The sequence below is a fragment of the Candidatus Electronema sp. PJ genome, assembly GCF_048287395.1.
Lineage (GTDB): Bacteria > Desulfobacterota > Desulfobulbia > Desulfobulbales > Desulfobulbaceae > Electronema.
In genome coordinates this window covers 1-25,673 of the sequence record NZ_JBLWEO010000013.1, presented here as the reverse complement: position 1 = coordinate 25,673, position 25,673 = coordinate 1, and the positions used below count along the sequence as shown (strand labels likewise).

Genomic DNA, 25,673 nt, shown 5'->3' with positions numbered 1-25,673 from the left:
AATATCATTGCTTCGTCAACAAAGGAATCTCTTGGTTCAAGGCAAAAATTTCCATTGTCCGCGATGCTGTCAGAGCCTATTTGACGCAGCCGATTTATACGCTTGACCCAATCAATCTTTATGCAACTGCGTAACTCATATATAGGTTTATATTCAGGGTTCTCACTCCCTGAGGCATCCAGCAAATTGTCAAAATTATTAAGCGAATCTATCTCTTCAGAGATAAAGAAGTAACTTGTAATTTTTTTTCTCCCTTTCTTGGCAAAAGGAGCCGTACCATGTCCAATTCCATAGCTGCTGTTTATGAGCACGGAGTGCTGCGCCCACTTGAGCCGCTGACGCTACCTGAACGCCGCACAGTCCGCATTCAAATCCTGCCAGAACCTGTGACCGACAAGGCGGAGCAGATCATGCAGTTTCTGCACAAAGTCGGCCTGCTGACCCCGCCGCCGCATCCGCAGCAGCCTGCCCTGATTTCAAAAGAGGAAAGACGCAAGCTCTCCGACGCACTGAGGCAGAGCGCAAAAGAATCTCTGTCCGAAATAGTCATTGAGGATCGAGGACAATGGTAAGCGCACATTTTTTAGACACAAGTGCGCTTGTGAAGAAATACATGACGGAAAAAGGCTCCGCATGGATTGAAGCCTTGACCGATCCAGACTCAGACAGGCAGATTATTATTCTGGCCAGCGTGACTTGGGTGGAAACGTTGAGCGCATTTTCCCGGCTGCATAGGGAAAACAGAGTTGATCCAGAGCTGTTGGCGCAGACAGTCCGGCTGTTCAAAACAGAATGGGCGAGTCTATATCATATTGTTGATGTCGAGCAATCAGATATCAAAACTGCTGGTAGATTGGTGCAGCGGCATCCTTTACGGGCTTATGACAGCATTCAGCTGGCCTGCGCCCTGAAAATATATTCTGCATTCTCCCAAACTGCGCCGGACGCGTTCTCTTTTGTGTCAGCGGATAAGCAGCTACTCGCCGCCGCGCAGACTGAAGGGCTGCTTGTTGAAAATCCGAACAATCATCCTTGATCTATCGGTGAAATTCCTTCTCCCCTTTCTCGGCAAAACCAAGGAAAGCTATCTTGAACAAGGCATCCGTGATTATGCGGAACGTCTGCGTCGCTATCTGCCAGTAGAGATCAAGGTGCTGAAAGAACAGGGCAGGCATGATCCTGATCAGGTCATCATGGCGCACGAGGCCGAGCAGCTCCTGGCCCAGGCCGCCTCGGCTTCGCTCATAGTCGCCCTTGACCCAACTGGCCGGGAGCAAACCTCAGAAGCGATGGCTGCGGCCTTGGACGACTGGGGAAATCGGGGCCTGCACACGGTCTGCTTCCTCATTGGCGGCCATCTGGGCTTGGACGAGCGGGTGCGGCGGCAAGCCGGGCTGGTTTGGTCGCTCTCCCGCCTCACCTTTACCCATGAGATGACCCGGTTCATTCTCCTGGAACAGCTTTACCGGGCTTGCTCCATCAGGGCCGGGCATAATTATCACAAGTAAGGAGAGCTTGCAGAGGTGTCAGTTTACAGATTTCTCGCTTTGCGCGAAATGACAGAAGAGGCGGCGGAAGGACAATCTTAAAGAAACCACTGCGTAAGAGTGAAGAAACAGAACAGCCTACAAAAAAAGGCCTATGATCTAAACGATCACAGGCCTTTTTTCTGCTCTTCAGCAGCTGAATGCGTCAGGGACTACCACCAACAGACAGTTTTGTCCGCCGCGAAAATCTTCTGCACCAGCTCGTCGTAGTTGGGATTCTCACCGTAGAGTTTGAACTCATCGGCATCACGGTCACGGTTGAGGATTTCAACCAAGGTTTTCACATCGTCGTTCGGCTCGGAACGATACACCTGGAGCATTTTCATGATGATCTTTTCCTCCTCGTTTTATTCCGCGCAAGCGGGCGGCGGTGTGTTGGTTTGTTTCGGCAGGCCGTAGGGAATGATGACATCAGCATCACGCATCCGCTCGCCCAGTTCCTTCAGGCTGATTTCAGTGAGTGATACTTCTTCAGGCAGGTTTTCAGGCGCAGGCGCACCGCAGGTGAAAACTTCGCCCTCCATATCCCCGATCCAGGCGATGTTTTCTGCCATGTAGGTGGAGAACTTGGGGAACTCCCCGTTCATGATCACCGGATAGCCGTAATGGTTCTCTACAGCCAGCCCCAGAGCTGAACGGATGCCGTCGTTGTACGTGCGGTTGGCGATCAGAATATAGACTTTCAGCGATTCCATGGCAGGCTCCTTATAAAACGATGTACTTGCCGCATTCGTCCAGCAGTGCGCCGTGGAATGCCTGAGTTCTCATCTGCTTGGCGGTCAGCCCGGCAGGAATGTCCTTGGCCGAGTCATAGCCCTCGCAGGTGTAGCTGTCCGCGCAGATGGCAAGGTTCTCTTCGCCGCACAGATCGGCCAGCGGTTTGAAACGGGCATCCTTGGTCAGGTGAATGGATTTGTAGGTGAAGAATATCATCGGCTTCTTGCCAGCTCTCGCCGCAGCTTCGGCGATTCCCACCACATGGGTCATGTTCTGGGGGGAGGTGACGAAGATAGCAAGTTTATTCGGATCGGCAGACATTGGCCTGTCCTCCTTAACGTGGTTAGATGAATGCTTGAGGGAAATCAGCCTTTCTTGACAAAGAAGCTCATGTAGCCTGCCTGCTCTTTCTCACCCAAATACTCATGGCCAGAGCGCGAGCACCAGCCAGGAATGTCGTTGCGCGAACCAGGATCAGTGCCATCAATCTGGAGAATTTCCCCAGTCTTGATCTTGCCGATCTCTTTTTTGGTGCGCAGCAGCGGCATGGGGCAGCTCAGTCCTTTTGCATCAAGTACTGCTGCTGGGTTCAGTCCATCAGGTGCTGTTTTTACATCGCTCATTTTGATCCTCCTGACTTTAAAAATAAAAAAGAGTTAACCTCGTTGTTCCGCGTTGAACTGCCTCTGATCAGGCTGTTTTTCAGCTCTTCCTAATTCAAAGAGATGTGCTCTCTATAACGAATAGCGTCCTTTCTGTCAAGGGATTAATACAGGCTACCCTGGAGATTCATGTGGAACAACCAACTGAACTGACAAACGAAAGGGCTTGTTTTGGCTATCCAGCTTTTTCGGTTTGGCAGCAGAACCTCAGCCGCCGCTGCAAAAAAACTATACAAGCGATGCAATAAATTATACAATAAAAGACCGGTTCAGCCACTGGGGAGCTACGTAATTTGGGAAATACACCGTGTAAACGGCAGACAAAAATATTTAAGCAGACAGGAGAAAACGATGAGCGAAACGAGTTTCTTGGGAAAAATCAGAAATCTGTACAAGCAGGTCTGCGAGACCGAATGGGAGGCAAATATCACCGGGGTGATCATCGCTATCCTGAGTATCCTGATGATGGTGTGGTGGCGGCCTTGGGGCGCGGTAGGTGCGATCCGCAATTGGGGCGACTGGATTCTGTACGGGCTGTATCTGTATAAAGATGCTCCCAAATCACCGTTGATTGATTCTGGCTCGGTGATCGGCATTGGCTTTCTTGGCGGAGCTTTTCTTTCAGCCTTCGTAGGTGGCCAGTTTGCCTTCCGCTTCCCGCCCTACCGCGAAGCAGTCAAAGGAATCATTGCTGGATTGCTGATGGGTATTGGTTCAGCCTTAGCAGGCGGCTGTAATGTTGGTGGTATGTACAACGCCATCGGCAACTTGGCAGCCAATGGCTTTAGTATGTGGCTAGGTATCGTCATTGGCGTAATCCTCGGTCTTTGGTTGCTGTACAAGGAGATGGAACATATCACCTGGGGATCAAACGGCGCGTGGACTATTGAGCTACCGCGTATTGTCCAAACCTTTCTCGGTCTAGCTACGTTGCTGGCTTTAATTGCCGGGGCAAGTTGGTACAGCGGCTATGAAGGCGAAGGTGATGCGAAATACATTGCCTCCTTATCCGGTGTGTTGTTGATCGCAGCAGGTCTTGGCTATGCCATGCACCGGGGTCGCTGGTGCATGATTCAGGGCTTCCGCGAGCCGCACATGACTGGCGACTGTACCTTGGCCAAATCCGTGGCCTTGTCCATCTTCATTCTTGCTATCGGCGGGGCAGTGGTCAAATATGCCGTCCCTGTTCGTCTTGATGGCAACCCGGTGCTCGATCCAGCGAATTATGTGCGTGGTACGTTTGGCTGGGGTGGGGTAGTTGGTGGCTTCCTGTTCGGCTTAGGCGGAATGCTGGCAGGTGGTTGCGGTTCTGGCACGCTCTGGCGCGTAGGTGAAGGGCAGCTCAAGCTCTGGATCGTGGTGCCTTTCTTTTCCGTATCCAACTCGTTGATAACCAAATGGTTCAAGGCCGCCAAATTTGAGGATGATGGCGTGCTTGGCCGTTTTGTTTATCTGCCTGACTCAATGGGCTACGGCTGGACCTTGGGTCTGATCGCCTTTATGATGGCCTTGTGGTATGTGATTGTCACCTGGAACGAAGACAGCAACAAACTGATCGTGCCGATGTGATGTGCCACTAACAACAAAGAAGGTTAGGCTCGTGAGAGTCTGACCTTCTTTCCTTCAGAGGTGTTCAGTTCAACCATTCCCTCATAATACCGCCATCACCGTGTTACTCGGCTCGCCTTCTCCGGCTTTGTTGACCGCAATGACGCGATATTCCAAATCCTTACCGCGCGGCTGATCTTTGAGTGTGATTTCGATGTTAATCGCCATGCCAGCCAGTGTCCATGCGCCAGCACCTTCAGTCAAATCCCGACACTCGATTCTGTAGGAAGCAGCTGCGCCGCCGTCCGCAGGCTTTTTCCAATCCAGCGTCAGCCAACCAGTTCCCTGCTCCCGCACTTCAAGCAGCCTTGGCTGGCCAGGAACTTCCAGCGCGTGCGGTTCAGCCCTGCCGCCCCAGCCCACTTCTGACAATTTGGCATCATCGCCTTGCACCGCATCTTCGGCATAATGGAGCATGGTTTTCATGTCGGCAATCATGGAGTCAAAGTCGGCCTGCTTGGCATCTGTGGCCTGCTTTGCTGCTGCCTGCGTGCTGACCTGCGCATCGCTGGAATTGAGTGCCGCGTCCAGCCGGGCTTGTAGCTGCGCTGGAGTGATTGGCGGCGTGGGGAAGTTCGGATTGTTGTTGAATCCGCTGATCATCTTCTGCGCCAAGGCGATGATTGTCGCTTCAGTGTTTGGAAAACGCATGTTTCGACCCTCCTTGCTTTGATGTGTGTTGTGCTTCCTGAACTGCAAGACCGCATATGCCTCAATGCCAGTATTTTCCCGGTATTTTTTCGTTTTTTCTCAGAGAATGTACGTTTGAATCGTCCTGATTTAAATTTAAATCGGGATGATTTACATTGAAATCAGGACGATTCACATATGAATTGCTCCGATTCAAATTTAAATTGCCCTGATTCACATTGAAATCGGTACGTTTTACGTGTGAATCGCTCCGGTTTAAATTGAAATTGGCCCGTTTTTGATCGAAATCGCCTTGATTCAAGTTGAAAACGGGATAATTCACATTGAAATCGTGTCAATTTAAATCGAAAACAGGGTGATTCCAATGTGAATTGGCTTAATTCCAATTGACTTTGGGGCGATTTAAACGGTGAACGGGCCGTTTTGGGCCGCCGATTTTCAGTTGTCTGCTTTCGTTGCACTCAAGCAGACCTACTTGACTATAATTTATTTCTTTGGCTGTCCTCAATGATTTTCTTGTCATTCTCAAAGCGTTTTCTAAGAAGATCAACCTCATAATAACTTGAGAATAAAGATTCATATCCGTCTGAATTTCTCAATATATTAAGAAGCTGTCCTTCAATATAATCTCTAGTTTTCTTTGATCTTTCAGCTATCGTGCATATATCATGCTTTTTAAAATAAAAAAAGCCGCAAACACAAGTGTTAATAACACTATTCTTGTTTGTAGTAATACTATTGGTATTTCTACTAAGTTCTTTTAACTCTAACTCCTTAAGTTCGTTTTCTAACTTCAGCTTAGATATAACGAATTCGTGAATAAATAAATTTAAATTATCCATATATGGAAATAAATTATATTTAATATTTTTTATTGATTTAACAGTTCTTTTTTCGAAAAGATTAAATGGTAAGAATGGAGTGTAATGATCGAGATAACTATCTCGTATATTGTCTTTCATGTTTATGATTTTCATCATTTCTTCTGGCATCCGGTTAATCTTGCTAACATCTCCCTCAGACATAGGTGTATTTTTGTCAATCTTAATGATTAATTTTATAATTATGTGGTATAATTCATTTGTTCTGATATATAATGATAACAGATCATAATATAGTTTGCTGAAAAAAATATTCCTCTCGTGCAGATAAGAAATAACTGACACTCCAAGCGTTACTATTGATCCTGTGAAAATACTAGAAAATATGTCTTCCACAAGCTTGCTTTTTGTTTGATTAGAAATCATTAATAAAAATAAGGAAGTAATCATTATAAGGAATGAAAAAATATATGTTTTTTTATGTATATTCATAATGAATATTTCTAATAGTTGCGTAGTTGCGTAGGTCTGATTGAGTGTAACGAAATCAGACAATTTTATTTATCCTCACTTATTCGTTCACATCCCATCATCCAAGAACAATACTTCCAACCATCTTCAATCAGGGAGATGAATACTACTTGGTTTATTCATTCCCAATCCTGTCGCCAAAGTAGTAGACAATTTTATTTATCCCCACTTATTCGTTTTACATCCCATCATTTAAGAACAATACTTCCAACTATCTTCAATCATTAAGATGAAAGCTACTTGGTTTATTCATTCCCAATCCTGTCGCCCAAGAACAATGGCTCCGATTCTCCCCAATTCGGGGTGTAAAAGCCTTCAAGAATATAACGGTGAATGCTTGAAAAAGGCCACTCGATAGGCGATTGAACCAAACCATGTTTGACGGGGTTATAGTGGATATACTCCACATGGTTTTTCATATCTCTTTCATCCCGAATAACATGTTCCCAAAATTTCTTTTGCCATAGAGGATATTCCGGCGCAGCAGCTTGAAAATACCGAGTGAAATAGCTCTTGATCAAACGCCATCTCGTTGAAAAATCACTGTCACCATCCGGCAATGTCCAAATAAAATGAGCATGATCTGGCAGAATAACATGAGCATCTATGCGGAACGGGTGATTTCGCATAACATATTGGAATCCAGCTCGCAGTAGTTCAATATTTTTATCGGATGCCAATATGTTCTGCCTGTTATGGGTGACAATTGTAAAGAAGTAGGTTCCTCCTTGTATTCTTGCACGTCGATATTGCATGAATTTCTCTTTCTCATGACGAACCGATTTCAAAAAAATGAAGCAGAACAATTGAACAGGCAAAAAAAAAGAAGGTTAGGCTCGTGAGAGTCTTACCTTCTTTCCTTTCCTACAGTGGTAATCGTGCCTTACTGGTTATCTCCAAGGGCAGCGTCTGACAATACGTTGCGGCTGCATGTTTTTCGAGAACTGCGGAGAACAGCCATTCCCGTCAGTGGCGGAGATTGCCATTTCCGGTAATACGAGAGCAGCGAATAGAGACAGTGCTGCCAGTCCGACCAATCCTTTGTTGATAACTACCTTTGTCCATGTCTTCATAATAGCCTCCTCCGGCATATAACGTTAAAGCAGGCAACCCGGCTGTCTCCCTTTGAGACCCGTGGCTTTCCGACATCACCTCGCGATGATTGTGGCTTTGTCAACTTTCCCAGTTAAACTGATACCACTTTGTGAGCTGCATCAGCCGGAAAGTGCGACATGTTCTCCTGCATGAAAAAGCGCAAGATCATCGTCCAGCAGTGCTGAACTTTGTCTCCTGTAATGCGAAATTCATGCCAGTTTTTGTGCGCGATGTGCAATTTACTGTTGTATCATTGAAAAATATTTTTTTATAGCTTTGTTATTAATGAGAATTTTTATCAAACTTGCTCAAGTGAGTAATATTTACTCACTTGAGCGAGGGCATGTGGATACTTTTTACACACGTGGCACTACGCTGTAGCATATAGGACTGCATCGCTCTTTTTTCCCCGCCTTTCTCACCTAAAAAGGCAGTCCTTCTTCTTGCTTGTTGCGATTTTTTCTATTCAAGGGCAAGATGAGGCTCATGAACGACAGAGACCGAAACCTTCTCCGCCAAACCAAGCTGGCTGCCCGCGATCAGCTGCCCCCAGCGCACCGTTGGGAAAAAAGCCGCTGCATTCATGAGCTACTAACAGCACACCCGGCGGTAGCTGCTGCGGAACATATTTTTCTCTATGTTCATTTTCGCAGTGAGGTGGAAACCCTATCGCTGCTGGAACATTTCCTTGCTGTAGGTAAAACTGTCTCTGTGTCGCGCACGCTGCGTAAGGAGAAAAGGTTGTTGGCGGTACCGATCACTGATCCTGCTCGCCAACTGCAGCCGGGTTGCTATGGTATTCTCGAACCAACTTCGGCGCAGGCAGCAATCGAGCCAGACCGGCTTGATCTTGTCCTGGTGCCTGGTTCTGTGTTTGACCAAGGCGGTGGCAGGCTTGGCTACGGTGGTGGCTTTTATGATCGCTTTCTCAGCCAAGATGCGCCCCAGGCTCTGCGCATCGGTCTCTCGTTTGAAATACAGCTTGTTGATCAGGTACCAACTGAAGCCCATGACCAGTTCATGGATATTCTTGTGACAGAAGAACAACTCTACGACTGCCGGAGGATTCGCTATGCGCAGAACTGCAATATACCGAGATGATCTTTTCCTACAGCACCAGCCAGGCTACGGTCATCCTGAATCGCCGGATCGGCTGAGGGTGATTTATGAGGCCCTGGATCACGACCAGCTGGGCAAACGTTTTATCTATCCTAAGTTTAGCCCGGTTGGGCCTGATGTTCTCCAGCTTAACCATTCGGCTGCCTTGGTTAAACGGGTAATGAACACACAAGGCCACGAACTGATGGCCCTTGATCCTGATACCCACACCTCGCCCCGCTCCCACGAGGCCGCTTGTCTCGCAGTGGGCGCGCTGATCAACGGCATTGGCCGGATCTTTCAAGGGGAGATCGACAACGCCTTCTGCTTGGTGCGGCCTCCTGGCCATCATGCAGAGCAGGAAAACGCGATGGGCTTCTGTCTCTATAACAACGTGGCTGTGGCAGCGCGGTGGGCACTCGAGAAACTGGGGCTACAGCGGATTATGATCGTTGACTGGGACCTGCATCACGGCAACGGCACACAGGAGAGCTTTCATGAGACAGACCAGGTACTCTATCTCTCTGTCCACAAGTATCCCTATTATCCCGGTACTGGGGCGGCGTTGGAGAATGGTACGGATAAGGGCGAGGGTTACACGGTCAACGTGCCCTTGCCTGGTGGTCAAGGTGATCTGGAATATGCCCGCGTCTTCAACGAACTGGTTGTCCCGATAGCCCGGGCTTACCAACCTGAACTGATCCTGATCTCCTGCGGCTTGGATATCTGCAAGGGTGATCCACTCGGCGATATGCAGGTCACTCCTGACGGCATTGCTTGGATGACCCGCACCATGGTCGAGGTAGCAGCGGAAGTCTGCCAGGGCAGACTGTTAGTCACCCTAGAAGGTGGCTACAATCTCACTGCCTTGTGCAACGGGGCATTAGCAGTGTTGGCTGAACTGTCTGGCGAACCGATAACGGGCGATTGGCCGATTAACTTATCTGCGGAAAAAGCGGAGCAGCTTGCTCAAGCTCAGGTTCCGTGTCCAGCTTTGGATCAGGCCCTCTTGATCGCGAGGGAATTCTGGCCGATCTGACGACTGGGCTCCAGCGACTGAGACAAACACCTGCGCTGGCAAGAGCAAGGCAGTCAGGTTGCCACCATAGACCGCGCCGGTGTCAATCCCGATCTTATTGCGCTGCACCAAGGGTTGCTTAAAGACCGTGTGACCAAAGATAACGATCTTCTCAAAACGGTGTTGGCTGCGCACGAACTCATCCCTGATCCACAGGCAGCGACTCGCAACCTGGCGGCTTAGATGCACGTCTGGCTCTAAGCCCGCATGAACGTAGATGCCATGCTGATCTTCCCATAACAGCGGCAGGTTGTTGAAAAAGGCCAGATGCTCTGCTGGCAGGAGTTGCTGCACTGCCTCTGGGTGTGTATCTGGGGGGATACCGTAGCTGGCCAGGGTCGTCATTCCCCCACTGTGTAAAAAAGTATCATCCGAGCCACTGAGGTAATCTAGGAGCATTTGCTCATGATTACCCAGGAGCGTGATGGTCCTTGGGTGCCTTTTGCGAAAGGCGAGGAGTAGCTCAATCACGCCCTTGGAATCCGGGCCACGGTCGATGTAATCGCCGAGAAAGACAAAAGACTGCGCTCGCGTTTCAATCAGCGGCAGCAACGCGGCCAGAGACTGGCTGCATCCGTGAATATCGCCGATCACGCACGTTGCAGCTAGGTCAGGCATCTTGCCTGATATCATCGTATTTTCCTCCTCTTGTCCCTACCTTTGTTTCGGGGTGCCTACGAAGAAGCACTCCCACAATTCGCTGCTTATATGTTCAATGTATGTCAAATTTTCCCATAAGGTCAAGGGGAATAGGCAGCCGCACTAGGCCAAGGCCTCTGGTCAGACAAGCGAGAGCAATCTTCTCGAGCGAGACAGGTGGAAATCCTCGCTCGAGGATTTTTAAAAACGTCGAGCGACAATTTGCGAAAACCTCGCTCGACAAATTTCCAAAACGTCGAGCGAGGTAAGGAGAGAGTGTCGAGCGAGAGTGAGAGGCAGTGTCGCTCGACACTCGGTGCCGATGTCGAGCGAGAAAGGGTAAGAGACTCGCTCGAGGGAAGGTAAGTGTGTCACTCGACAAATTTCCAAAACGTCGAGCGAGAAAAATAAATTTCCTCGCTCGAGAAATCTCCAAAGGCACGAGCGAGCAGTTCCTGCGCTGAACCGCTCTGGTAAAAAGGAAGCACCTGTGGTAGGCTGCTTCTGCTGACCGCATCTGCAAACCCGCTGCTCGGTCATGCGCCTTTAACCGTCCAGCCATTATGCCGAAACCGCCGAAGCCCTTGTTTGAATCGCCGCAGCAGGTTATCTCTGACCTCATCTTGCTCTGCATTGGCAGCACGCTCTGCGCGACGGCCACCAACGGCATCCTGATTCCCAATCATTTTGCCACAGGCGGCATCACCGGCATTGCCTTGATTATCCACAAGCTGCTCCCTGCCTTTGATGTGGGCCTGATCTACCTGTTGATCAATATCCCGCTTTTCGCGTTAGCCTGGATGACGGTTGGGCGGAGGTTCTTCGTGTTCAGCATCGTCGGTACCTTGACCTTAACCTTGGCCCTGACCTTTGTGCATTTCGTTCCCTTCAAGGTAGAAGACCCCATCCTCAATGCCCTGTTGGCCGGGTTGATCTTGGGTGGTGGTGCTGGTATCTGCCTGCGCACCTCCGGCTCACAAGGAGGGATGGATATCCTGTCCGTGATGCTGCTGAAACGGTTTTCCATCAACATTGGCACGACCATCCTCACTGTAAATATTCTTGTTCTCTCGCTCATCTCGGTTTATTATTCCATCGAGGCTCTCTTGCACACGATGATTGTGGTCTATGTCACGTCCAAGGTGGTCAATATCGTGGTCACAGGTCTCAGTCAGAGGAAGTCTGTCTTTATTATTTCTCATAAATGGGAAGAGATCTCGCATGAGATTCTCAAGGATATCCGGCGCGGCGTGACGATTATCAAAGGTGAAGGGGGGTATCTGCGCAATGAGGAGCATATCCTGTATGCGGTGATTGCCTTCACTGAGATCGGCCAATTGAAACGATTGGTACGCAGTATCGATCCTACCGCCTTTGTAGTGATTAGCGACACGCTGGAAGTGATGAACTACAGGATCGGCAATCAGCCGCACTGGTGAATTCAGAGGAGTAATTCAACTCTAGGGGCGCGCATCATGCAGAACTTTGTCTTTTACAACCCAACCAAGATCATCTTTGGTCGCAATACAGTACCGCGCATTGGCAAGGAAACCGCTGCCTTTGCCACCCGGGTGTTGCTGGTCTATGGTCAAGCAAGCAGCAAAAAGAGCGGCCTGCATGGGCAGGTAATGGCCTCGCTGGCTCAGGCGGGCGTGACTGTAGTAGAACACGGTGGGGTTTGTTCTAATCCACTGCTGGCCCATGTGCGCGAGGGGATTGCCAAGGTTCAGCAAGAGGATCTCCAGGCCATCGTGGCAATGGGTGGAGGCTCTGTGATCGACACGGCCAAGGCGATTGCGGCTGGCAGCCCTGCTGACTGCGATGTCTGGGATTACTTTGTTGGCAAACAGTTGATCACAGCTGCCCTGCCAATCACCACCGTCCTTACCCTGGCAGCAGCTGGCTCGGAAATGAACTCAGGCATGGTGATCACCAACGAGGCAACCCAGGAGAAATTCGCGGCCAGCCATCCCTTGCTCTATCCTAAAGTGTCTATCCTTGACCCGGAACAGACCTTTACCGTACCACCGACCTACACAGCCTATGGCGCAGTAGATGCCATTGCCCATGTGCTGGAATTCTATATGACCACACGCGATGTGGACGTGCCCGTGCAAAGGGATTTGATGGAAGGACTGATCCGCAATGTCATGCAGTCCTGTGCCCGTTGCTTGGCAGATCCCTGCGATTATGGGGGACGCGCTGCCTTGATGTGGACAGCGACCTTAGCTCTCAATGGACTCACTGGCGCAGGCCTGGGACAAACAGCCTTTCCCATGCACATGATCGAACATTCCCTCAGTGCGTTGTACAATGTGCCGCACGGGGCAGGCCTGGCAGTTGTCGTGCCTGCTTGGCTGCGCTGGCAACTCGGACAAGACCCTGCCCGCATCGCGTATCTGGGCCGCATGATCTTTAGTTTGCCAGAGCAGGCCGCAGATGCGGAAACCGCAGAACTCACTATCCAAGCTCTGCGCAGCTGGTTTCGCAAGACAGGCAACCCGGTTTCCTTGACTGAACTGAACATCCCAGCCAGTGATATTCCCAGAATTGCCGCCAATGCCCTGGCCTTAGCCCGCGTTTGGCGGCTGAACCAATACACCCAGGAAAACATAGAAGAGATTCTCACCTTGGCCAGTTAACTAAGGTCGTCTGGGCCTGCTGACCATGCGGTGCAAAAGCAACCTGCGCTTCCTGAGCAAGAACCTCCTCCTCCCTCACAGCAACGGGTTTAAGTCCAGCAACCACCTTCTTGCCAGACAGAGAAGAACGCTGTCTGGCATCCTGCGGCTCTCCAAGTGCAGAAAAGGGTTTGAAAACCACTCAGAAGCAGCTATACTGTTTCCGTTTTCTGATCTTGTACCTCTGCGACAGCTGCTTTCAACTATAAGGTTCCCTCTCTGATGACTTCCATTCCCTTTCCTGGCCAACCGCTTCCTGCCAGTTGGCTGAGTGATTTTGACAAATACCTGATCGGCGAAGGCACCCACGAGCGTGCCTACGAAAAGCTTGGAGCGCATCTCGTTTCCTTTGCCGGGCAAGAGGGCATTGCCTTTGCGGTCTGGGCACCTAATGCCCGTCAGGTGAGCGTGATTGGCACCTTTAACGACTGGGACGGGCAGCAACATCCGCTGCACTCCAGCGACTCTGGCATCTGGAGCCTGTTCATTCCTGGTTTGCAGGAACATACCGTCTATAAATACCGGATCCTCAGTCAGCAGGGTGAGCAATTCGACAAGTCGGATCCCTACGGCTTTGCCATGGAGTTGCGGCCCAGCACTGGCTCGGTTGTCGTGAACTTGGACAGCTACCAGTGGCAGGATCAGGCATGGATGGATCGCCGGGCCAAGCAGCAGTCTTTGCATAGCCCGATCTCCATCTACGAAGTTCATCTCGCTTCTTGGAAGAAGGTGCCTGATGAGGAGTATGGCAGCCGCTGGCTCACCTACCGCGAGCTGGCTGAGGAATTGATTGCTTATGTCTTGGAGATGGGCTATACGCACATCGAACTTTTACCCATTGCCGAGCATCCCTTTGACGCATCCTGGGGCTATCAAGTCCTGGGTTTCTTTGCCCCAACCAGCCGCTTTGGTAGCCCGCAGGACTTCATGTACTTTGTGGATCAGTGCCATCAACATGGCATCGGAGTCATCCTCGATTGGGTACCGGCACATTTCCCCAAGGACGGGGCAGGCCTTAACTATTTTGACGGTACCCATCTCTACGCTCATGCAGATCCGAGACAGGGCGAGCATCAGGACTGGGGTACCATGATCTTCAACTACGGACGCAATGAAGTCCGTTCCTTCTTGATCTCCAATGCCCTGTTCTGGATTGACAAGTATCACCTCGATGGTCTGCGGGTAGATGCGGTGGCTTCCATGCTCTACTTAGATTACTCGCGTAAAGAAGGCGAATGGCTGCCCAACGAGTATGGCGGACGGGAGAATTTGGCCGCGATCAGCTTCCTGCGTAAAGCGAACGAGGTAGTGCATGGCCTGTTTCCCGGTGTGCTGACCATTGCCGAGGAATCAACCTCCTGGCCAATGGTCTCGCGTCCCACTTGGCTGGGTGGCTTGGGCTTCAGTCTGAAATGGAACATGGGTTGGATGCACGACACCCTCAGCTACATGCGCCATGACCCGATTCACCGCAAGTTCCATCACCATGAGATGACTTTCGGGATGCTGTATGCCTTTCACGAGAACTTTGTTCTGCCCCTTTCCCACGATGAGGTAGTGCATGGCAAGGCTGCCTTAGTCAGCAAGATGCCCGGTGGTGGTGATGACTGGCAGAAGTTTGCCAATCTGCGGGCCTATTTTGGCTTCATGTGGAGTTACCCGGGCAAGAAGCTGCTTTTCATGGGCTGCGAGTTCGGCCAATGGCAGGAATGGAACCATGACAAGGGTCTGGAGTGGGAGGCCTTGCAAGCCAAGAACCACCAGGGCGTGCAGCGGTTGGTCCAAGATCTGAACCGGGTGTATAAAAATGAGCCAGCCCTGTACGAGAATGACTACGATTGGGTAGGCTTCTCCTGGATCAACGCCAATGACTCAGATAACTCGGTCTTCTCTTTTCTCCGCCGGGCAGAGAATCCTGATGACTTTTTGGTGATCATCTGTAATCTTACCCCAGTGGTTAGGGAAAGCTACCGCATTGGCGTGCCTAAGGGCGGCAGCTACCGAGAGTTGATCAACAGCGATCTGGAGATCTACTGGGGCAGTGGTTTTAGTAATGGCCTGATCAAGAGCGTACCAGAGCCATTTTTCGGCCTGGAGCATTCCCTTGACCTGACGTTACCGCCCCTGTCCATCCTGATTTTGAAGCCAGCTTGAGATCCGGCCTGCTTTCGACATGACATCTTGCTCACAACATAAACGAACTGAGGGATTCTGATATGAAATTCACTTCCAAGCGCACCTCTTTTTTCATTGCTGTCGGTATTCTGGCCTATATTTCCCTAGCTTGCTATCATGGCAAGCTCAAGAAACATTATGCCGGAGTAACAGCAGGTCATCATCAAGAGAAGACAGTCCCTCTTCAAGACCAGCAGGATAAAGCTCACAAGAAGAAGATTAACGCGGCCAAGATTGAAAGTACGGCGGCTAAGATTGAGGAGCAGAGGCTGCGCAAAGAACTGGAAGAAGTTGCCAAGCAGGAGCAAATACAACAGTTCCAACTCAAGACGCTGACCAGTCAGAACGCGGAAAAGGATGCCCAGATCAAGGCCCTGCAAGAGCAGCTCAGTCAAGCTGACAGCAAGGTCGAGGCACTCAGTCAAGATGAGAATGCCGCGAGTCGCCAGTTGTTAGAGAAGCTGAAACAGCGAGAGCAGGAGCTAGTGAGTGCCAAGGCAAAAGTAGCGGAGATTGAAAAGGTTAAGCAGTCTCTGGCCGCTGAATTGGAGAAAGTACAAGCGGAGCAGGAGCAGATGAATGCTGCTGCCCAAGAGCAGGCAGCTGGGTCAGAAGAGCTGGAAGCTGCCCAACAGGAGCTGACCCAGCTTCAAGCAGACTTTGCCGAGCTGGAACAGAGCAAGCAGGAGCTGGAAGCCCAGCTTGAGCAGACGAAGGCCGAACACGAGCAGAGCCGGGCTGAGGCGAACATCCGTATCGCCGAGCTGACCCAGCAGGCAGAAGAGGCTGAAGCCCAGCTTGCCACTTTGGAAGAGACTCAGCGCAAAGCGGAACTCAAGGCTGAGGCCCTGATGCAGTACGGCAAGGTACAGGAGGAAAAACTGGCTCCAGTCGAGCAGCAGATGGCTGAACTCCAGAGCCAGACAGCAACGGCGCAGGAACAGCTTGCCGCTGCTCGGCAGCAGCTCGAAAAACAGCAGACACAGATTGCTGCCGCCAAACAGGAAATTGAAAAGACCGCTGCCCAGCGGGCCAAGCTGGCCGACGAGGTCAAGAAGATGACCGAGCAGCTTGCGGCCAAGGAAAGCGAGGCAGGAAAGCTGGCCGACAAGGTCAACGCTGCAACGGCGAAAATCACCGAACTGCAATCAGCCTTGGAAAAAGCGGAAGTGGCCAAGGCTGCCGCTGAGAAGCGCAGTAACGAGATCAGCCAGAAGGACGATTCCCAGATGGCTATCTTGAACGAGCAGCAGACCAAGCTGGAGAGCCAGAAGACCATGCTGGTGGAAAACGCGGCCAAGATCGCCGAGCTGGAAAAGGCACTCAAAGGCTCCCAGCTCAAGGCGGAGGCGATGCTCCAATATGGTAAGAGCAAGGAGCAACAGGCTGCGCCCTGGGAGCAGCAGATCGCTGCCCTGCAAAGTCAGCTCGAGGCCAAGCAGAAGGAGCTAGAGGCTGCCCAGCAGCAGCTTGCCGAGGCTGAGGCTAACGGCAAGGAGCTGGTCACGCAAGTGGCTGGCTTGACTGAGGCAAAGACTGTGCAGGAAAAGGAAGCAGAGCAGCTGGCCCAGAATCTGGCTCAGAAGACCACTGCGGCGGCTGATCTGGAAAAACAGCTTGCTGAGGCCAAGACCGCCCTGAAAACCGCTGAAGAGTCCCTTGCTGCTACCTCAGCAAAGGAGAAGGAGCTTCAGCAGGGTCTGACCGGCCAGGGCGAGGAGCTGACTGTTCTCAAGGCGGAGAATGAAAAACTCCAAGCTGAGATTGCCGAAAAAGCGAAGCAGGCTGAGGAACTGAATAACCAGCTCACCGCGCTCGCTGCGGAAAAGGAGAAGTTGAGCAGCGAACTGACTCTAGCGGCGGAGAAACAGACTGCCACCGGCAAGCAGTTAGAGGAAAAGACAGCTGCCTTGGCTGAAGCGGCGAAAATTGCTGAGGAAGCTGGAGCGAAACTGGCCGCATTAGAGACCAAAGCCGCTGAAACGGACAAGGAGCTGACTGCTCTGAAAGAGAAGGCCGCTGCCCAGGAGAAGCAGCTCGCTGAATTGCAAGGGGTTCAGCAGAAAGTGCAGGCAGCGCAGGAGCAGGTCGCCACAATGGAGGCAGAGGTTGCTCTCAAGCAGAAATTACAGCAAAGTTTGGCTGCTGCGCAGGAAAAAGTAACAGCATTAGAAGGAGAGATTGCCCAGCATCAAGCCCAAGTGGAGGAACTGGCCGCCCTCAAGGAGAAAGCTGCTGCCCTGGAGGGGGAACTGACCGCTGCCAAGGCCAAACTCACCGAGGCCGAAGCTGCCGTCCAGAATGCCCAGCAGACGCAACAGGAGATCGTTGGGCTGAAGAAGAGCCTGGAGGAGAAAGAAGCCGCCCTTGCGCAGGCACAGGCGCAAACTACCGAGCTAACAGCCTTGCAGGAGAAAGCTGCGGCGATGGAAGCGCAGGTTGCAGACATGAAGGCCGGAGCCGAACAGCTCAAAGCAGCGCAAGACAAGGCTGCTGCTTTAGAGACTGAACTTGCCGCTGCCAAGGCCAAACTCACTGAGATGGAAGCCACTGTACAAAATGCCCAGCAGAATCAACAGGGGCAGGCTGATGCGAAAGCAGCGGCCTTGGCACAGGAGCTGGTTGGGCTGAAGAAGAACCTGGAGGAGAAAGAAGCGGCCCTTGCGCAGGCACAGGCGCAAACAACCGAGCTGACTGCCTTGCAGGAGAAAGCCGCTGCGATGGAAGCGCAGGTTGCGGACATGAAGGCCGGAGCCGAGCAGCTCAAAGCAGCGCAAGACAAGGCTGCGGCTTTAGAGGCTGAACTTGCCGCTGCCAAGACCAAGCTCGCTGAGATGGAAGCCACTGTACAAAATGCCCAGCAGAATCAGCAGACTGAGGCTGCCGCGAAAGTCGCGGAACTGGAAAAGGAGACTACCAGCTTAAAGACGGTGCTGGAAGAAAAGGCAAAGGCTCTGGAGCAGGCCTCAGCGAAAATTGAGGCGCTATCGCAAGCTGCTGCGGTCACGTCAGAGCAACAGCAGGGCGAGGCAGACAAGCTGAACGCAGAGCTGGCAGAGAGCAAGCAAAAGATTACCGAGCTGGAGCAGAAAATCGCCGCCTTGCAAGCCGAACTCGACGCGCTGAAAAGCAAAGCCGAGCAGCAACAGGAACAGCAGCAGGCTGCGCCGGTGACTGACAATCAACAGCAAGCTGTTGTGCAGGAGCCTACGGTTGACGGTGATAAGGACGGCGACGGTGTTCTCGATAGCAAAGACCTCTGCCCGGATACGAAGCCTGGCAGTAAAGTTGACGGCATGGGTTGCTCGGATAGCAGTGCCATTGTTCTTTCCAACGTGAATTTTACAAAAGGCACGGCAGAGCTGACCGAAGAGGCAAAGAAAAGCCTGACCGCCACTGCGCAACTCCTCAAGCAGGCTGCACCAGACAAGAAGTTTGAGATCGCAGGCTACACGGACAGCAGCGGCACGCCCAAGAAAAATCTGGAGGTTTCCCAACAGCGGGCCGAGGCAGTCCGCAATTTCTTAGCTGGTCAAGGCATTAAGAAAGAGCTAATGCGCAGTAAAGGCTATGGTCAGGCCAATCCCATCGCCGACAATGGCTCTGAGGAAGGACAAGCCAAGAACCGGCGAGTAGAGCTGCATTTACAGGAATAGGTGGTAGAGCAAAGGAGGCGGTGCGCCGTCTCCTTTGCTCTTGTGCGCAGGGATTGTGGTATGCTGGTACAACCGTTGTTCTGCTGTCAAATCTTTATCTGAAGAGGGAGAAAGAAGATGAAGTTTCATGAACACGCCTATACAAAGCTGATCGACCTGTACAACAACCATGACCATGAAGTGGGCAGCGAGTTACAAAAAATGGATCCAGTTACCTACGGATCCTATAAAGCAACCAACTGCATCACCTATGTGCTGAATGTGTTAAGTCATGCGTTCAAGGAGATTGGCGACACTCAGTCCGCCCAGAAGGTATGGACACTGGGGCAGCGGGGCACAGAACTGGCTCAATATCTTGTCACCAAGCATGGTTGGCAAGGAGTTTATATTAATCCCGATGTCAATCACCCCCTCGATGCGCCTGACTCGAGTAGCAGCGAACATCCCTATTCGCATTATTTAGCCAACAAGACTCGTCAGTACTATAAAATTCCTCTCAAGTATAAGGTGATCAATTATAACCCAACCCCAAAGGATCATCCTGCCTTTCAGCAACTGAATAACCATCTTGGCGAAACAGCCTTGAATGCTGTGGACATTGCTGGGCTTGAGCGAGTTAAATTTGGTTTTGGTGTTTCTCGAGGTGGAATGCATACCTGGCTTTATGCAGAAGGCAAGGTTTATGAAGTGCATTGGAACGCAATTGGTGCCGACCTTTATGAAGCAACGCCCCTGCCCATGTTTCCCTGGTTGAGCGGTGCCATTGTAATTCCAGCGGATTTAGCTGGGGTGCTGCCAGCTTCTGCCAAATTAAGCTGAACCAGTTACGATGCTGAGGATTTTTCTCTTCTCCCTGTCCCTCTTTCTGCTGTGCTCGTGCGCGGTTGGCTCGCAATCCGCGACCGCCTTATTCGCCTACGAGGAGTTTGGCCCGCCGTCCATGTCGAGCGAAATGCTGGGCATGGACTGGTGGCAATGGCAGGAACAGGGTGATTCGCAGCCAAAGCAGTATGATATCAAGGTGGTGGTGTATCGCAACATCAGCCTTGAGGAAGCAAAGAAAAAATACCCGGTTGTGCCAGAGCAGCTCAAGGATTATCGGTATGCAGAATACGCAGCGGTGGTCGGCTATTTAGATCGCCAGATTGAGGAGAACGTTATCGAATCTTTGACCGCAACTCTGAAAAAAACGCGGGCGAAAGTCGTCCAGCAGCTAGGGGTAAAGTAAAAGCTCTCGCAGATTCAGCTGCTTTCGGAGCTTGGGTAAGAGGAGTATAGCTCGTTTGCCAAGGAGTTTGGCCGACTAGGAAAGGAGTTAGAGTCGGCAGAAGAGGAGTTCTGCTTGGCCAAACTCCTTTCCTGGTTAGCCGCAAAGGAGTTTGACCGACTCCAACTCCTTTGCAAGTTGGCAGAACTCCTCTGTTGCCAAGCCAAACTCCTTGGTTAGTCGGCCAGACTCCTTTTCTGCCGACTTCAACTCCTTGGCAAGTCGGCAGCACTCCTTTCTGGCCGAGCCAAACTCCTTTGTTAGCGAGCAAGAAAGGAATCTTTTCTAGGTCTTATGCAAGAAGTCTATTCTGTTCACATTGAAAAGATCGTTGCAGGCGGTAGCGGTTTAGCCCGCAGCGCAGCCGGGCAGGTAATTCTGTCCGGCTTGGTTTTGCCGGGCGAGCGCGTGGAGCTGCGCAAGGTCAAGCAGAAGTCTGGCTTTATTGAGGCGGAACTGCTCCAGGTGCTGGAGCCGTCAGTGGAGCGGGTGCTGTCGTGTTGCCCGCTTTATGGCGAATGCGGCGGCTGCGATTTGCAGCATAGCAGCTATGCCGAGCAGCTGCGCATTAAGCAAGCTATTGTTGCTGAAGCAATGCAGCGGGCGCATCTGCTGCTGCCTTCTGCCGGAGTTGACGACGTGCTGCCTTCACCCGTGCAGTGGGGCTGTCGGCATCGTCTGCGCTTGAAGATCAACGCGGTCGGTCAGCTCGGTTTTTTCAGGAAGAAGAGTAATGCCTTTGTCGCGGTGCCTGAATGCCTGGCAGCAGCAGCAGGCATCAATGCGGCCTTGGTTGAATTGACGGCCAGCAAAGTATTGCGCGGGTTGACTGAGGAGGTAGAGCTGCTGCAATCGCCAGCAGACGGGCAGATCACGCTGGTGCTGCCACTCAAGAAGCCACAGCAGCTTTCTGCGGCGGTCATGCAGATGCTTACTGGGGTTTGCAGTCATATCGGCTGTATCTCGGACCAGGGTTTTCGCCATCTTTATTCCCGCAACAATGGGCAAACGCAAAAGGCCGCGCTGCTCAGGCAGGCAATCACGCTGCCCAAGCTGGCGAAACGCTGCGTGCTCTCCTGGTCAGGCGGTTGTTTCTCGCAAGTCAATCCTGGCCAGAATGCGCGGCTGATTGCCCTGGCCTTGGAACTGGCCGGAGATGTGCGCGGCAAAAGTGTGCTGGATTTATACTGCGGCATGGGCAATTTTTCCGTGCCCTTGGCCTTGGCCGGCGGAGAAGTTTTCGGTGTTGAGGGCAATGGAGAAAGCATCAAGTGGGCCAAGTACAATGCGCAGGCTGCGGGCGTTGCTGCCCGGTTTGTGGCTGCCGATGTGCATGACAGCTTGCGGCAGATGGTCAAGGCGCAGCAACAGGCGGACATCATCCTGCTTGACCCGCCGCGCGCTGGCATCGGCCCAGCCGCCCCGCTCCTGCCTGGGCTGCACGCAGAGAAGATTATCTATATCTCTTGCGATCCAGCCACGCTGGCCCGCGATCTTCGTAGCCTATGCGGTAAGGGTTATGTGCTGCGCCGTCTGATTCCTGTGGATATGTTTCCGCAGACGCATCATATTGAGACGGTGGCGTTGCTGGAAAGGAGCTGAGAAACCATGCCGATAGTGTTTGAGAAAGATGGCTACAAGTTCTTCTTCTATAGTAATGAACACCGTCCCGTGCATGTACATGTCCGGCATGGCGGGGGAGAAGCTGTTTTTGATATTGAGGATGAAGTTGAGCTGCGGGAGTCGCAAGGCATGAAGCTCAATGAGCTTTCATCCGCCCAGCGGCTTGCCAAAGAACATCGGCTATTGATAATGGAGAAATGGCATGAGCACCTTGGTTGATGTTGCTGCCGCCAGATTTCAAGACGGCTATGTCGTGGTGACAATGGCGAGCGGTTTGGAGCTGCGCTTTCCGGTGGAGAGGAATCCCCGTTTGGCTGGCGGCACTCCGGCGCAGCTCAACAACATCGAGGTTTCCCCCTTCGGGCTGCATTGGCCTGATCTTGATGAAGACCTATCGTTCAGAGGCTTGCTGGCCGGGGATTATGGCCAAAGCGGACGCTGCCCTACCTCATGTGCGCATGAGAGACACGCTGCGCTGTTGGAAAAATCATACTGAAGAATGTGCTGCGCAGACGAACATCATAAAATCACCAAGGTTCCCTTTATGACCACCCCCTTCACCCCCTCCGGCCTGCCCGTCCTCATCGGCTCTTTACCCCTGAGCGATCACTGCGAGGCCTTGGAGCTGATCTTCACCGCCACGCCTGAGATTCCCCTCTGGCCGCAGCTGCCCGGCAATCCCCTAGAGCAGATGATGCCCCAGTTCGCCGAGGGCATACCCTGCATCCGCGAGGAGCACCTGACCTCGCCGGAAGGCCGCATCCTCTTCGACACGAGCGGCCCGGACTTCGAGGCCCAGCAGCTGGCCTTCTACGAGGACTACATGGCCGCGCAGGAGCAGCCGGACACGCTGACCGCCTCGCGCTTCCGGGTCAGCCGCGAGCGAGCCGAGGGCCTGTATCAGTTCGTCGAGCACCTGCAAGCTGGCCGGGTTGCAAGCCAGCCTGCCGCTGTGAAAGGCCAAGTCACCGGCCCGTTCACGATGCTCACCGGCATCAAGGACAGGCTGGGCCGGGCTGGGTATTACGACGACACCGTGCGGGAGATGACCGTCAAGGGCATTGCTATGAAAGCGGCGTGGCAGGCGCATTTTCTGTCTGCCAGCGGGCTGCCGGTGATTGTCTTCATAGACGAGCCTGCGCTGGCCGGGCTGGGTTCGTCGGCCTTCATCTCGGTGGACAACGCGGCAGTGCAGGAGATGCTCAACGAGGTCGCCGAGGCCATCCACGCGGCAGGCGCGCTGGCTGGGCTGCATGTCTGCGCCAACACCGAGTGGGAGCTGCTGCTCACGTCGAAGATCGACATCCTCAGCTTTGATGCCTACAGCTTCTTCGGTAAGCTTGCGGCCTTGGGCGCGGAGCTGCACCGCTATCTCGACCGGGGCGGCATCCTTGCTTGGGGCGGCATTCCGACTGGCAACGCGGCGGACATCGACAAGGAGAGCGCGGACTCGCTCGCCCAGCTCTGGGAAGCGCAGGCGGCGCAGTTAGTCAAGCCGGGCCGCGAGCTGCCCGCGCTGCTCCGGCAAATGCTGATCACGCCAAGCTGCGGCACTGGCTCACTCAGCCGCGCCCGCGCCGAGAAGGTACTGGAGCTGACTAAGGCAGTGTCGGCGCAGCTACGGGAGAAGCATCTGTAACCAAACTGTGGATGGAGGCAAGATCATGGGAGACACGTTCAACAGCGGCGGCGGGACGCAGATCATCGCCAAAGGCAAGGGAGCCATCGGGCAGGTTAACAACAACTATGCTCCGACGGCTGAACTGCTCACTCTGCTGGGGCAAGTGCAGCAGGAACTGTCGCGTCTGCCGCTCTCCGAGACGGACAAGGAGCAGGTGAAGGATGCAGTCAAGACGGCGCAGCAGGAGGCACGCAAGGCCAAGCCGGACGCAGCGATGATTGCTGCCAAGCTGACAGCAGCGCAGAAGGTGCTGGCGGCCATACCCGGTACGGTGGCAGCAGCCCTGCCAGTGGGCGATCTGCTGGGCAAGGCGTTGATCTGGTGCAGCAAGGCCGTGGGGATGTGATTCCGTAGGGACAGGCCCCTGTGCCTGCCCTCCTCATTCTTGGGCGGCCACAGGAGGCCGCCCTTACAACCGGGTGAGACATGACCAACCACTTCACCAGCAGCGGTGGTACGCAGCCAATCGGCCAAGGCGACCACGCCATTGGGCAGCAGAACAACTATTACGACACCATCTCCCCAGCAGTCTTTGCTGAGTATGTCAGCAAGCTCGCCGTCACTGAGTCCGCCCTTGCCAGCTTCTTCAGGATACTGGAGCAAGAGAAGGTGCCTGCGGGCGACCTGGACAGCAAGCTACGCGAGATAGCCGGGCAGTACAAGGAGCTGCTGGCCCGCGTGGGCGGCAACCAAGCGGCCAAGCAGGCCATTGATGCGGGCGACTACGCCAAGGCCGAGGCCCTGCTGGAGGACGCAGCCAACCAGCACAGCCTTGCTGCTGCCAAGGCCCATGCCGACAACGCCCGCCTCCAGAGGGTGCAGTTGCGCTACGCCAAGGCCGCTGCCTACTGGCAGAAGGCCGCCGCCCTGCTGCCGGAGGACAAGCAGAAGGAACGGGCAGAGCATCTGAGCAATGCAGGCTATGACCTGCACCGCATTGCCAAGTACAAGGAAGCCCTGTCCTTATGGGAGCAGAGCCTAGTCATCAGGCAGGAGATTGGCGACAAGGCAGGGGACGGCGCGACGCTGAACAACATCAGCCAGATTTACTATGCGTGGGGCGACTACCGCACTGCCCTGAAGTATCTGGAGCAGAGCCTAACCATCCAGCAGGAGCTTGGCGATAGGGCAGGCGAAGGCATAACGCTAAACAACATCGGCCAGATTCAGCATGCCAAGGGTGACTACCCCACCGCCCTGAAGTATCTGGAGCAAAGCCTGCGCATCACGCAGGAGATTGGCGATAAGAAGGTAGAAGGCGCGACGCTGAACAACATCAGCCAGATTCACTATGCCAAGCGCGACTACGCCACGGCCCTGTCCTTATGGGAGCAGAGCCTAGTCATCAGGCAGGAGATTGGCGACAAGGCAGGGGAAGGCGCAACGCTGAACAACATCAGCCAGATTTACAAGGCGCGGGGCGACTACGCTACCGCCCTGAAGTATCTGGAGCAGAACCTTGTCCTCTTCCGGGAGATAGGCGATAAGGTACACGAAGGCAGAACGCTGAACAACATCAGCCAGATTTACGATGCACGGGGCGATTACGCCACAGCCCTGAAGCATCTGGAGCAGAGCTTAATCATCAGCCAAGAGATCGGCGACAGGCGAGGCGAAGCAGAGACGAGCTGGAATATTGGGCGCACGTACCAAGAGCTAGGCTACTTGCGCAAGGCGGAAGCATACATCAGCCGCGCTGTGCAGCTTGCTAAGGAGATTGGTCATCCCAACCTAAAGGAATGGCGTGCGGCATTCGCAGACATTCGCGCCAAGCTGCGGGGCAAGTAGGGGCAGGCCCCTGTGCCTGCCCTTGGCTCGGCTCGCCTCCGCAACAAAGGGCGACCACAGGAAGTCGCCCCTACCACGCACCCAGCTCCTCAAGACCGAGGAGGCCCATACGCTCCGTATGCGCTTCGGCATACGCCTCGTATGCGCCTCCGCATATCCTCCGTATGCCGAGGCGCATGTTTGCAGGCCAAAGAATGCTTGACAGAATCTGCCACGCTGCTTAGGATGAGCTGCCGCAGTTCTGCTCGGTATTCTTAAATCATTGCCATACATAACATAGGAGGCTGACATGAGCATTCAATGCAGGCCCGAAGTCAATTCGCTGACCACGCCCCCGTCCTACAGCATCCGCTTT

26 protein-coding genes and 1 riboswitch are annotated in these 25,673 nt (G+C 52.9%); of the genes, 18 read left to right on the top strand and 8 right to left on the bottom strand.

Going from position 1 to position 25,673, the window contains the following annotated elements:
- Positions 1-278: 278 nt before the first annotated feature.
- The 3 genes from ACNKIB_RS01525 to ACNKIB_RS01515 are packed head-to-tail and all read left to right on the top strand — an operon-like array spanning position 279 to position 1,508.
- A complete protein-coding gene (locus ACNKIB_RS01525) occupies positions 279-572 on the top strand; it encodes an antitoxin family protein (protein WP_417908777.1) in 294 nt (97 codons plus the stop codon).
- Positions 566-1,036 (top strand): type II toxin-antitoxin system VapC family toxin, encoded by a 471-nt coding sequence (locus ACNKIB_RS01520; RefSeq protein WP_417908776.1) that lies wholly within the window; start codon positions 566-568, stop codon positions 1,034-1,036. The genes ACNKIB_RS01525 and ACNKIB_RS01520 overlap by 7 nt, the downstream gene beginning before the upstream one ends.
- Positions 1,011-1,508 carry a 23S rRNA (pseudouridine(1915)-N(3))-methyltransferase RlmH gene (locus ACNKIB_RS01515; protein ID WP_417908775.1) on the top strand — a complete coding sequence of 166 codons (498 nt, stop codon included), beginning with the start codon at positions 1,011-1,013 and terminating at the stop codon, positions 1,506-1,508. Before ACNKIB_RS01520 ends, ACNKIB_RS01515 begins: the two co-directional genes overlap by 26 nt.
- A gap of 191 nt (positions 1,509-1,699) precedes the next feature.
- On the opposite strand, the gene ACNKIB_RS01510 is transcribed toward ACNKIB_RS01515, so the two are convergent.
- From ACNKIB_RS01510 to ACNKIB_RS01495, 4 genes are read right to left on the bottom strand one after another with little or no spacing between them, the layout of a single operon-like run.
- Positions 1,700-1,873, bottom strand: a complete 174-nt coding sequence (locus ACNKIB_RS01510; protein WP_417908774.1) for a hypothetical protein — start codon at positions 1,871-1,873, stop codon at positions 1,700-1,702.
- A 21-nt stretch (positions 1,874-1,894) separates the two neighbouring features.
- A complete protein-coding gene (locus ACNKIB_RS01505) occupies positions 1,895-2,242 on the bottom strand; it encodes a hypothetical protein (protein WP_417908773.1) in 348 nt (115 codons plus the stop codon).
- Between the two features lie 10 nt (positions 2,243-2,252).
- Entirely contained in the window at positions 2,253-2,585 is a 333-nt protein-coding gene (locus ACNKIB_RS01500; protein ID WP_417908772.1) for a hypothetical protein, read from the bottom strand.
- A gap of 44 nt (positions 2,586-2,629) precedes the next feature.
- Positions 2,630-2,887: a sulfurtransferase TusA family protein gene (locus ACNKIB_RS01495; RefSeq protein ID WP_417908771.1), complete on the bottom strand. Its 258-nt coding sequence runs from the start codon at positions 2,885-2,887 to the stop codon at positions 2,630-2,632.
- 390 nt (positions 2,888-3,277) lie between these two features.
- Here ACNKIB_RS01495 and ACNKIB_RS01490 point away from each other — a divergent pair, with 390 nt between their 5' ends.
- Positions 3,278-4,495 carry a YeeE/YedE thiosulfate transporter family protein gene (locus tag ACNKIB_RS01490; RefSeq protein WP_417908770.1) on the top strand — a complete coding sequence of 406 codons (1,218 nt, stop codon included), beginning with the start codon at positions 3,278-3,280 and terminating at the stop codon, positions 4,493-4,495.
- An 81-nt stretch (positions 4,496-4,576) separates the two neighbouring features.
- Here the strand turns inward: ACNKIB_RS01490 and ACNKIB_RS01485 are convergent, their stop codons facing one another.
- From ACNKIB_RS01485 to ACNKIB_RS01475, 3 genes are all read right to left on the bottom strand, one after another.
- Positions 4,577-5,185 (bottom strand): fibronectin type III domain-containing protein, encoded by a 609-nt coding sequence (locus ACNKIB_RS01485; RefSeq protein ID WP_417908769.1) that lies wholly within the window; start codon positions 5,183-5,185, stop codon positions 4,577-4,579.
- Positions 5,186-5,664: 479 nt separating this feature from the next.
- Positions 5,665-6,498, bottom strand: coding sequence for a hypothetical protein (locus tag ACNKIB_RS01480; RefSeq protein ID WP_417908768.1), 834 nt, complete (start codon positions 6,496-6,498; stop codon positions 5,665-5,667).
- 284 nt (positions 6,499-6,782) lie between these two features.
- Positions 6,783-7,292 carry an REP-associated tyrosine transposase gene (locus ACNKIB_RS01475; RefSeq protein ID WP_417908767.1) on the bottom strand — a complete coding sequence of 170 codons (510 nt, stop codon included), beginning with the start codon at positions 7,290-7,292 and terminating at the stop codon, positions 6,783-6,785.
- Between the two features lie 347 nt (positions 7,293-7,639).
- Positions 7,640-7,716: riboswitch (cyclic di-GMP riboswitch) on the bottom strand.
- 402 nt (positions 7,717-8,118) lie between these two features.
- Here ACNKIB_RS01475 and ACNKIB_RS01470 point away from each other — a divergent pair.
- The gene (locus ACNKIB_RS01470; protein WP_417908766.1) at positions 8,119-8,733 is read left to right on the top strand and encodes a 5-formyltetrahydrofolate cyclo-ligase; all 615 of its coding nucleotides are present in this window, start codon (positions 8,119-8,121) and stop codon (positions 8,731-8,733) included.
- The gene (locus tag ACNKIB_RS01465) at positions 8,705-9,769 is read left to right on the top strand and encodes a histone deacetylase (RefSeq protein ID WP_417908765.1); all 1,065 of its coding nucleotides are present in this window, start codon (positions 8,705-8,707) and stop codon (positions 9,767-9,769) included. The genes ACNKIB_RS01470 and ACNKIB_RS01465 overlap by 29 nt, the downstream gene beginning before the upstream one ends.
- Here the strand turns inward: ACNKIB_RS01465 and ACNKIB_RS01460 are convergent.
- Positions 9,671-10,441 carry a metallophosphoesterase gene (locus ACNKIB_RS01460; RefSeq protein WP_417908764.1) on the bottom strand — a complete coding sequence of 257 codons (771 nt, stop codon included), beginning with the start codon at positions 10,439-10,441 and terminating at the stop codon, positions 9,671-9,673. The genes ACNKIB_RS01465 and ACNKIB_RS01460 overlap by 99 nt on opposite strands.
- Positions 10,442-11,010: 569 nt before the next feature.
- Between ACNKIB_RS01460 and ACNKIB_RS01455 the strand changes: the two genes are divergently transcribed.
- From ACNKIB_RS01455 to ACNKIB_RS01400, 12 genes are all read left to right on the top strand, one after another.
- Entirely contained in the window at positions 11,011-11,886 is an 876-nt protein-coding gene (locus ACNKIB_RS01455; RefSeq protein WP_417908763.1) for a YitT family protein, read from the top strand.
- 36 nt (positions 11,887-11,922) lie between these two features.
- Complete coding sequence (locus ACNKIB_RS01450) at positions 11,923-13,089, top strand: iron-containing alcohol dehydrogenase (RefSeq protein WP_417908762.1); 1,167 nt, start codon at positions 11,923-11,925, stop codon at positions 13,087-13,089.
- A 261-nt stretch (positions 13,090-13,350) separates the two neighbouring features.
- Entirely contained in the window at positions 13,351-15,282 is a 1,932-nt protein-coding gene (gene glgB, locus ACNKIB_RS01445) for a 1,4-alpha-glucan branching protein GlgB (protein ID WP_417908761.1), read from the top strand.
- Positions 15,283-15,344: 62 nt separating this feature from the next.
- Entirely contained in the window at positions 15,345-18,959 is a 3,615-nt protein-coding gene (locus tag ACNKIB_RS01440; protein ID WP_417908760.1) for an OmpA family protein, read from the top strand.
- Between the two features lie 117 nt (positions 18,960-19,076).
- Complete coding sequence (locus ACNKIB_RS01435) at positions 19,077-19,778, top strand: hypothetical protein (protein WP_417908759.1); 702 nt, start codon at positions 19,077-19,079, stop codon at positions 19,776-19,778.
- 10 nt (positions 19,779-19,788) lie between these two features.
- Positions 19,789-20,187, top strand: coding sequence for a hypothetical protein (locus ACNKIB_RS01430; protein ID WP_417908758.1), 399 nt, complete (start codon positions 19,789-19,791; stop codon positions 20,185-20,187).
- Positions 20,188-20,520: 333 nt separating this feature from the next.
- Positions 20,521-21,828 carry a class I SAM-dependent RNA methyltransferase gene (locus ACNKIB_RS01425; RefSeq protein ID WP_417908757.1) on the top strand — a complete coding sequence of 436 codons (1,308 nt, stop codon included), beginning with the start codon at positions 20,521-20,523 and terminating at the stop codon, positions 21,826-21,828.
- Between the two features lie 6 nt (positions 21,829-21,834).
- Positions 21,835-22,068 carry a DUF4160 domain-containing protein gene (locus ACNKIB_RS01420; RefSeq protein WP_417908756.1) on the top strand — a complete coding sequence of 78 codons (234 nt, stop codon included), beginning with the start codon at positions 21,835-21,837 and terminating at the stop codon, positions 22,066-22,068.
- Complete coding sequence (locus tag ACNKIB_RS01415) at positions 22,052-22,345, top strand: DUF2442 domain-containing protein (RefSeq protein WP_417908755.1); 294 nt, start codon at positions 22,052-22,054, stop codon at positions 22,343-22,345. Before ACNKIB_RS01420 ends, ACNKIB_RS01415 begins: the two co-directional genes overlap by 17 nt.
- Before the next feature lie 3 nt (positions 22,346-22,348).
- Positions 22,349-23,488 carry a hypothetical protein gene (locus tag ACNKIB_RS01410; protein ID WP_417908754.1) on the top strand — a complete coding sequence of 380 codons (1,140 nt, stop codon included), beginning with the start codon at positions 22,349-22,351 and terminating at the stop codon, positions 23,486-23,488.
- Positions 23,489-23,513: 25 nt separating this feature from the next.
- Complete coding sequence (locus tag ACNKIB_RS01405; protein WP_417908753.1) at positions 23,514-23,876, top strand: hypothetical protein; 363 nt, start codon at positions 23,514-23,516, stop codon at positions 23,874-23,876.
- Between the two features lie 80 nt (positions 23,877-23,956).
- Positions 23,957-25,318: a tetratricopeptide repeat protein gene (locus tag ACNKIB_RS01400; protein ID WP_417908752.1), complete on the top strand. Its 1,362-nt coding sequence runs from the start codon at positions 23,957-23,959 to the stop codon at positions 25,316-25,318.
- Positions 25,319-25,673 lie beyond the last annotated feature (355 nt).

What these genes read in the sequence shown, in the direction of transcription:
- ACNKIB_RS01525 (WP_417908777.1), top strand. Translation starts at nt 279, where the DNA reads ATGTCCAATTCCATAGCTGCTGTTTATGAGCACGGAGTGCTGCGCCCA.
- ACNKIB_RS01520 (WP_417908776.1), top strand. Translation starts at nt 566, where the DNA reads ATGGTAAGCGCACATTTTTTAGACACAAGTGCGCTTGTGAAGAAATAC.
- ACNKIB_RS01510 (WP_417908774.1), bottom strand. Translation starts at nt 1,873, where the DNA reads ATGAAAATGCTCCAGGTGTATCGTTCCGAGCCGAACGACGATGTGAAA.
- ACNKIB_RS01505 (WP_417908773.1), bottom strand. Translation starts at nt 2,242, where the DNA reads ATGGAATCGCTGAAAGTCTATATTCTGATCGCCAACCGCACGTACAAC.
- ACNKIB_RS01500 (WP_417908772.1), bottom strand. Translation starts at nt 2,585, where the DNA reads ATGTCTGCCGATCCGAATAAACTTGCTATCTTCGTCACCTCCCCCCAG.
- ACNKIB_RS01495 (WP_417908771.1), bottom strand. Translation starts at nt 2,887, where the DNA reads ATGAGCGATGTAAAAACAGCACCTGATGGACTGAACCCAGCAGCAGTA.
- ACNKIB_RS01490 (WP_417908770.1), top strand. Translation starts at nt 3,278, where the DNA reads ATGAGCGAAACGAGTTTCTTGGGAAAAATCAGAAATCTGTACAAGCAG.
- ACNKIB_RS01485 (WP_417908769.1), bottom strand. Translation starts at nt 5,185, where the DNA reads ATGCGTTTTCCAAACACTGAAGCGACAATCATCGCCTTGGCGCAGAAG.
- ACNKIB_RS01480 (WP_417908768.1), bottom strand. Translation starts at nt 6,498, where the DNA reads ATGAATATACATAAAAAAACATATATTTTTTCATTCCTTATAATGATT.
- ACNKIB_RS01475 (WP_417908767.1), bottom strand. Translation starts at nt 7,292, where the DNA reads ATGCAATATCGACGTGCAAGAATACAAGGAGGAACCTACTTCTTTACA.
- ACNKIB_RS01470 (WP_417908766.1), top strand. Translation starts at nt 8,119, where the DNA reads ATGAACGACAGAGACCGAAACCTTCTCCGCCAAACCAAGCTGGCTGCC.
- ACNKIB_RS01465 (WP_417908765.1), top strand. Translation starts at nt 8,705, where the DNA reads ATGCGCAGAACTGCAATATACCGAGATGATCTTTTCCTACAGCACCAG.
- ACNKIB_RS01460 (WP_417908764.1), bottom strand. Translation starts at nt 10,441, where the DNA reads ATGATATCAGGCAAGATGCCTGACCTAGCTGCAACGTGCGTGATCGGC.
- ACNKIB_RS01455 (WP_417908763.1), top strand. Translation starts at nt 11,011, where the DNA reads ATGCCGAAACCGCCGAAGCCCTTGTTTGAATCGCCGCAGCAGGTTATC.
- ACNKIB_RS01450 (WP_417908762.1), top strand. Translation starts at nt 11,923, where the DNA reads ATGCAGAACTTTGTCTTTTACAACCCAACCAAGATCATCTTTGGTCGC.
- glgB (WP_417908761.1), top strand. Translation starts at nt 13,351, where the DNA reads ATGACTTCCATTCCCTTTCCTGGCCAACCGCTTCCTGCCAGTTGGCTG.
- ACNKIB_RS01440 (WP_417908760.1), top strand. Translation starts at nt 15,345, where the DNA reads ATGAAATTCACTTCCAAGCGCACCTCTTTTTTCATTGCTGTCGGTATT.
- ACNKIB_RS01435 (WP_417908759.1), top strand. Translation starts at nt 19,077, where the DNA reads ATGAAGTTTCATGAACACGCCTATACAAAGCTGATCGACCTGTACAAC.
- ACNKIB_RS01430 (WP_417908758.1), top strand. Translation starts at nt 19,789, where the DNA reads ATGCTGAGGATTTTTCTCTTCTCCCTGTCCCTCTTTCTGCTGTGCTCG.
- ACNKIB_RS01425 (WP_417908757.1), top strand. Translation starts at nt 20,521, where the DNA reads ATGCAAGAAGTCTATTCTGTTCACATTGAAAAGATCGTTGCAGGCGGT.
- ACNKIB_RS01420 (WP_417908756.1), top strand. Translation starts at nt 21,835, where the DNA reads ATGCCGATAGTGTTTGAGAAAGATGGCTACAAGTTCTTCTTCTATAGT.
- ACNKIB_RS01415 (WP_417908755.1), top strand. Translation starts at nt 22,052, where the DNA reads ATGAGCACCTTGGTTGATGTTGCTGCCGCCAGATTTCAAGACGGCTAT.
- ACNKIB_RS01410 (WP_417908754.1), top strand. Translation starts at nt 22,349, where the DNA reads ATGTGCTGCGCAGACGAACATCATAAAATCACCAAGGTTCCCTTTATG.
- ACNKIB_RS01405 (WP_417908753.1), top strand. Translation starts at nt 23,514, where the DNA reads ATGGGAGACACGTTCAACAGCGGCGGCGGGACGCAGATCATCGCCAAA.
- ACNKIB_RS01400 (WP_417908752.1), top strand. Translation starts at nt 23,957, where the DNA reads ATGACCAACCACTTCACCAGCAGCGGTGGTACGCAGCCAATCGGCCAA.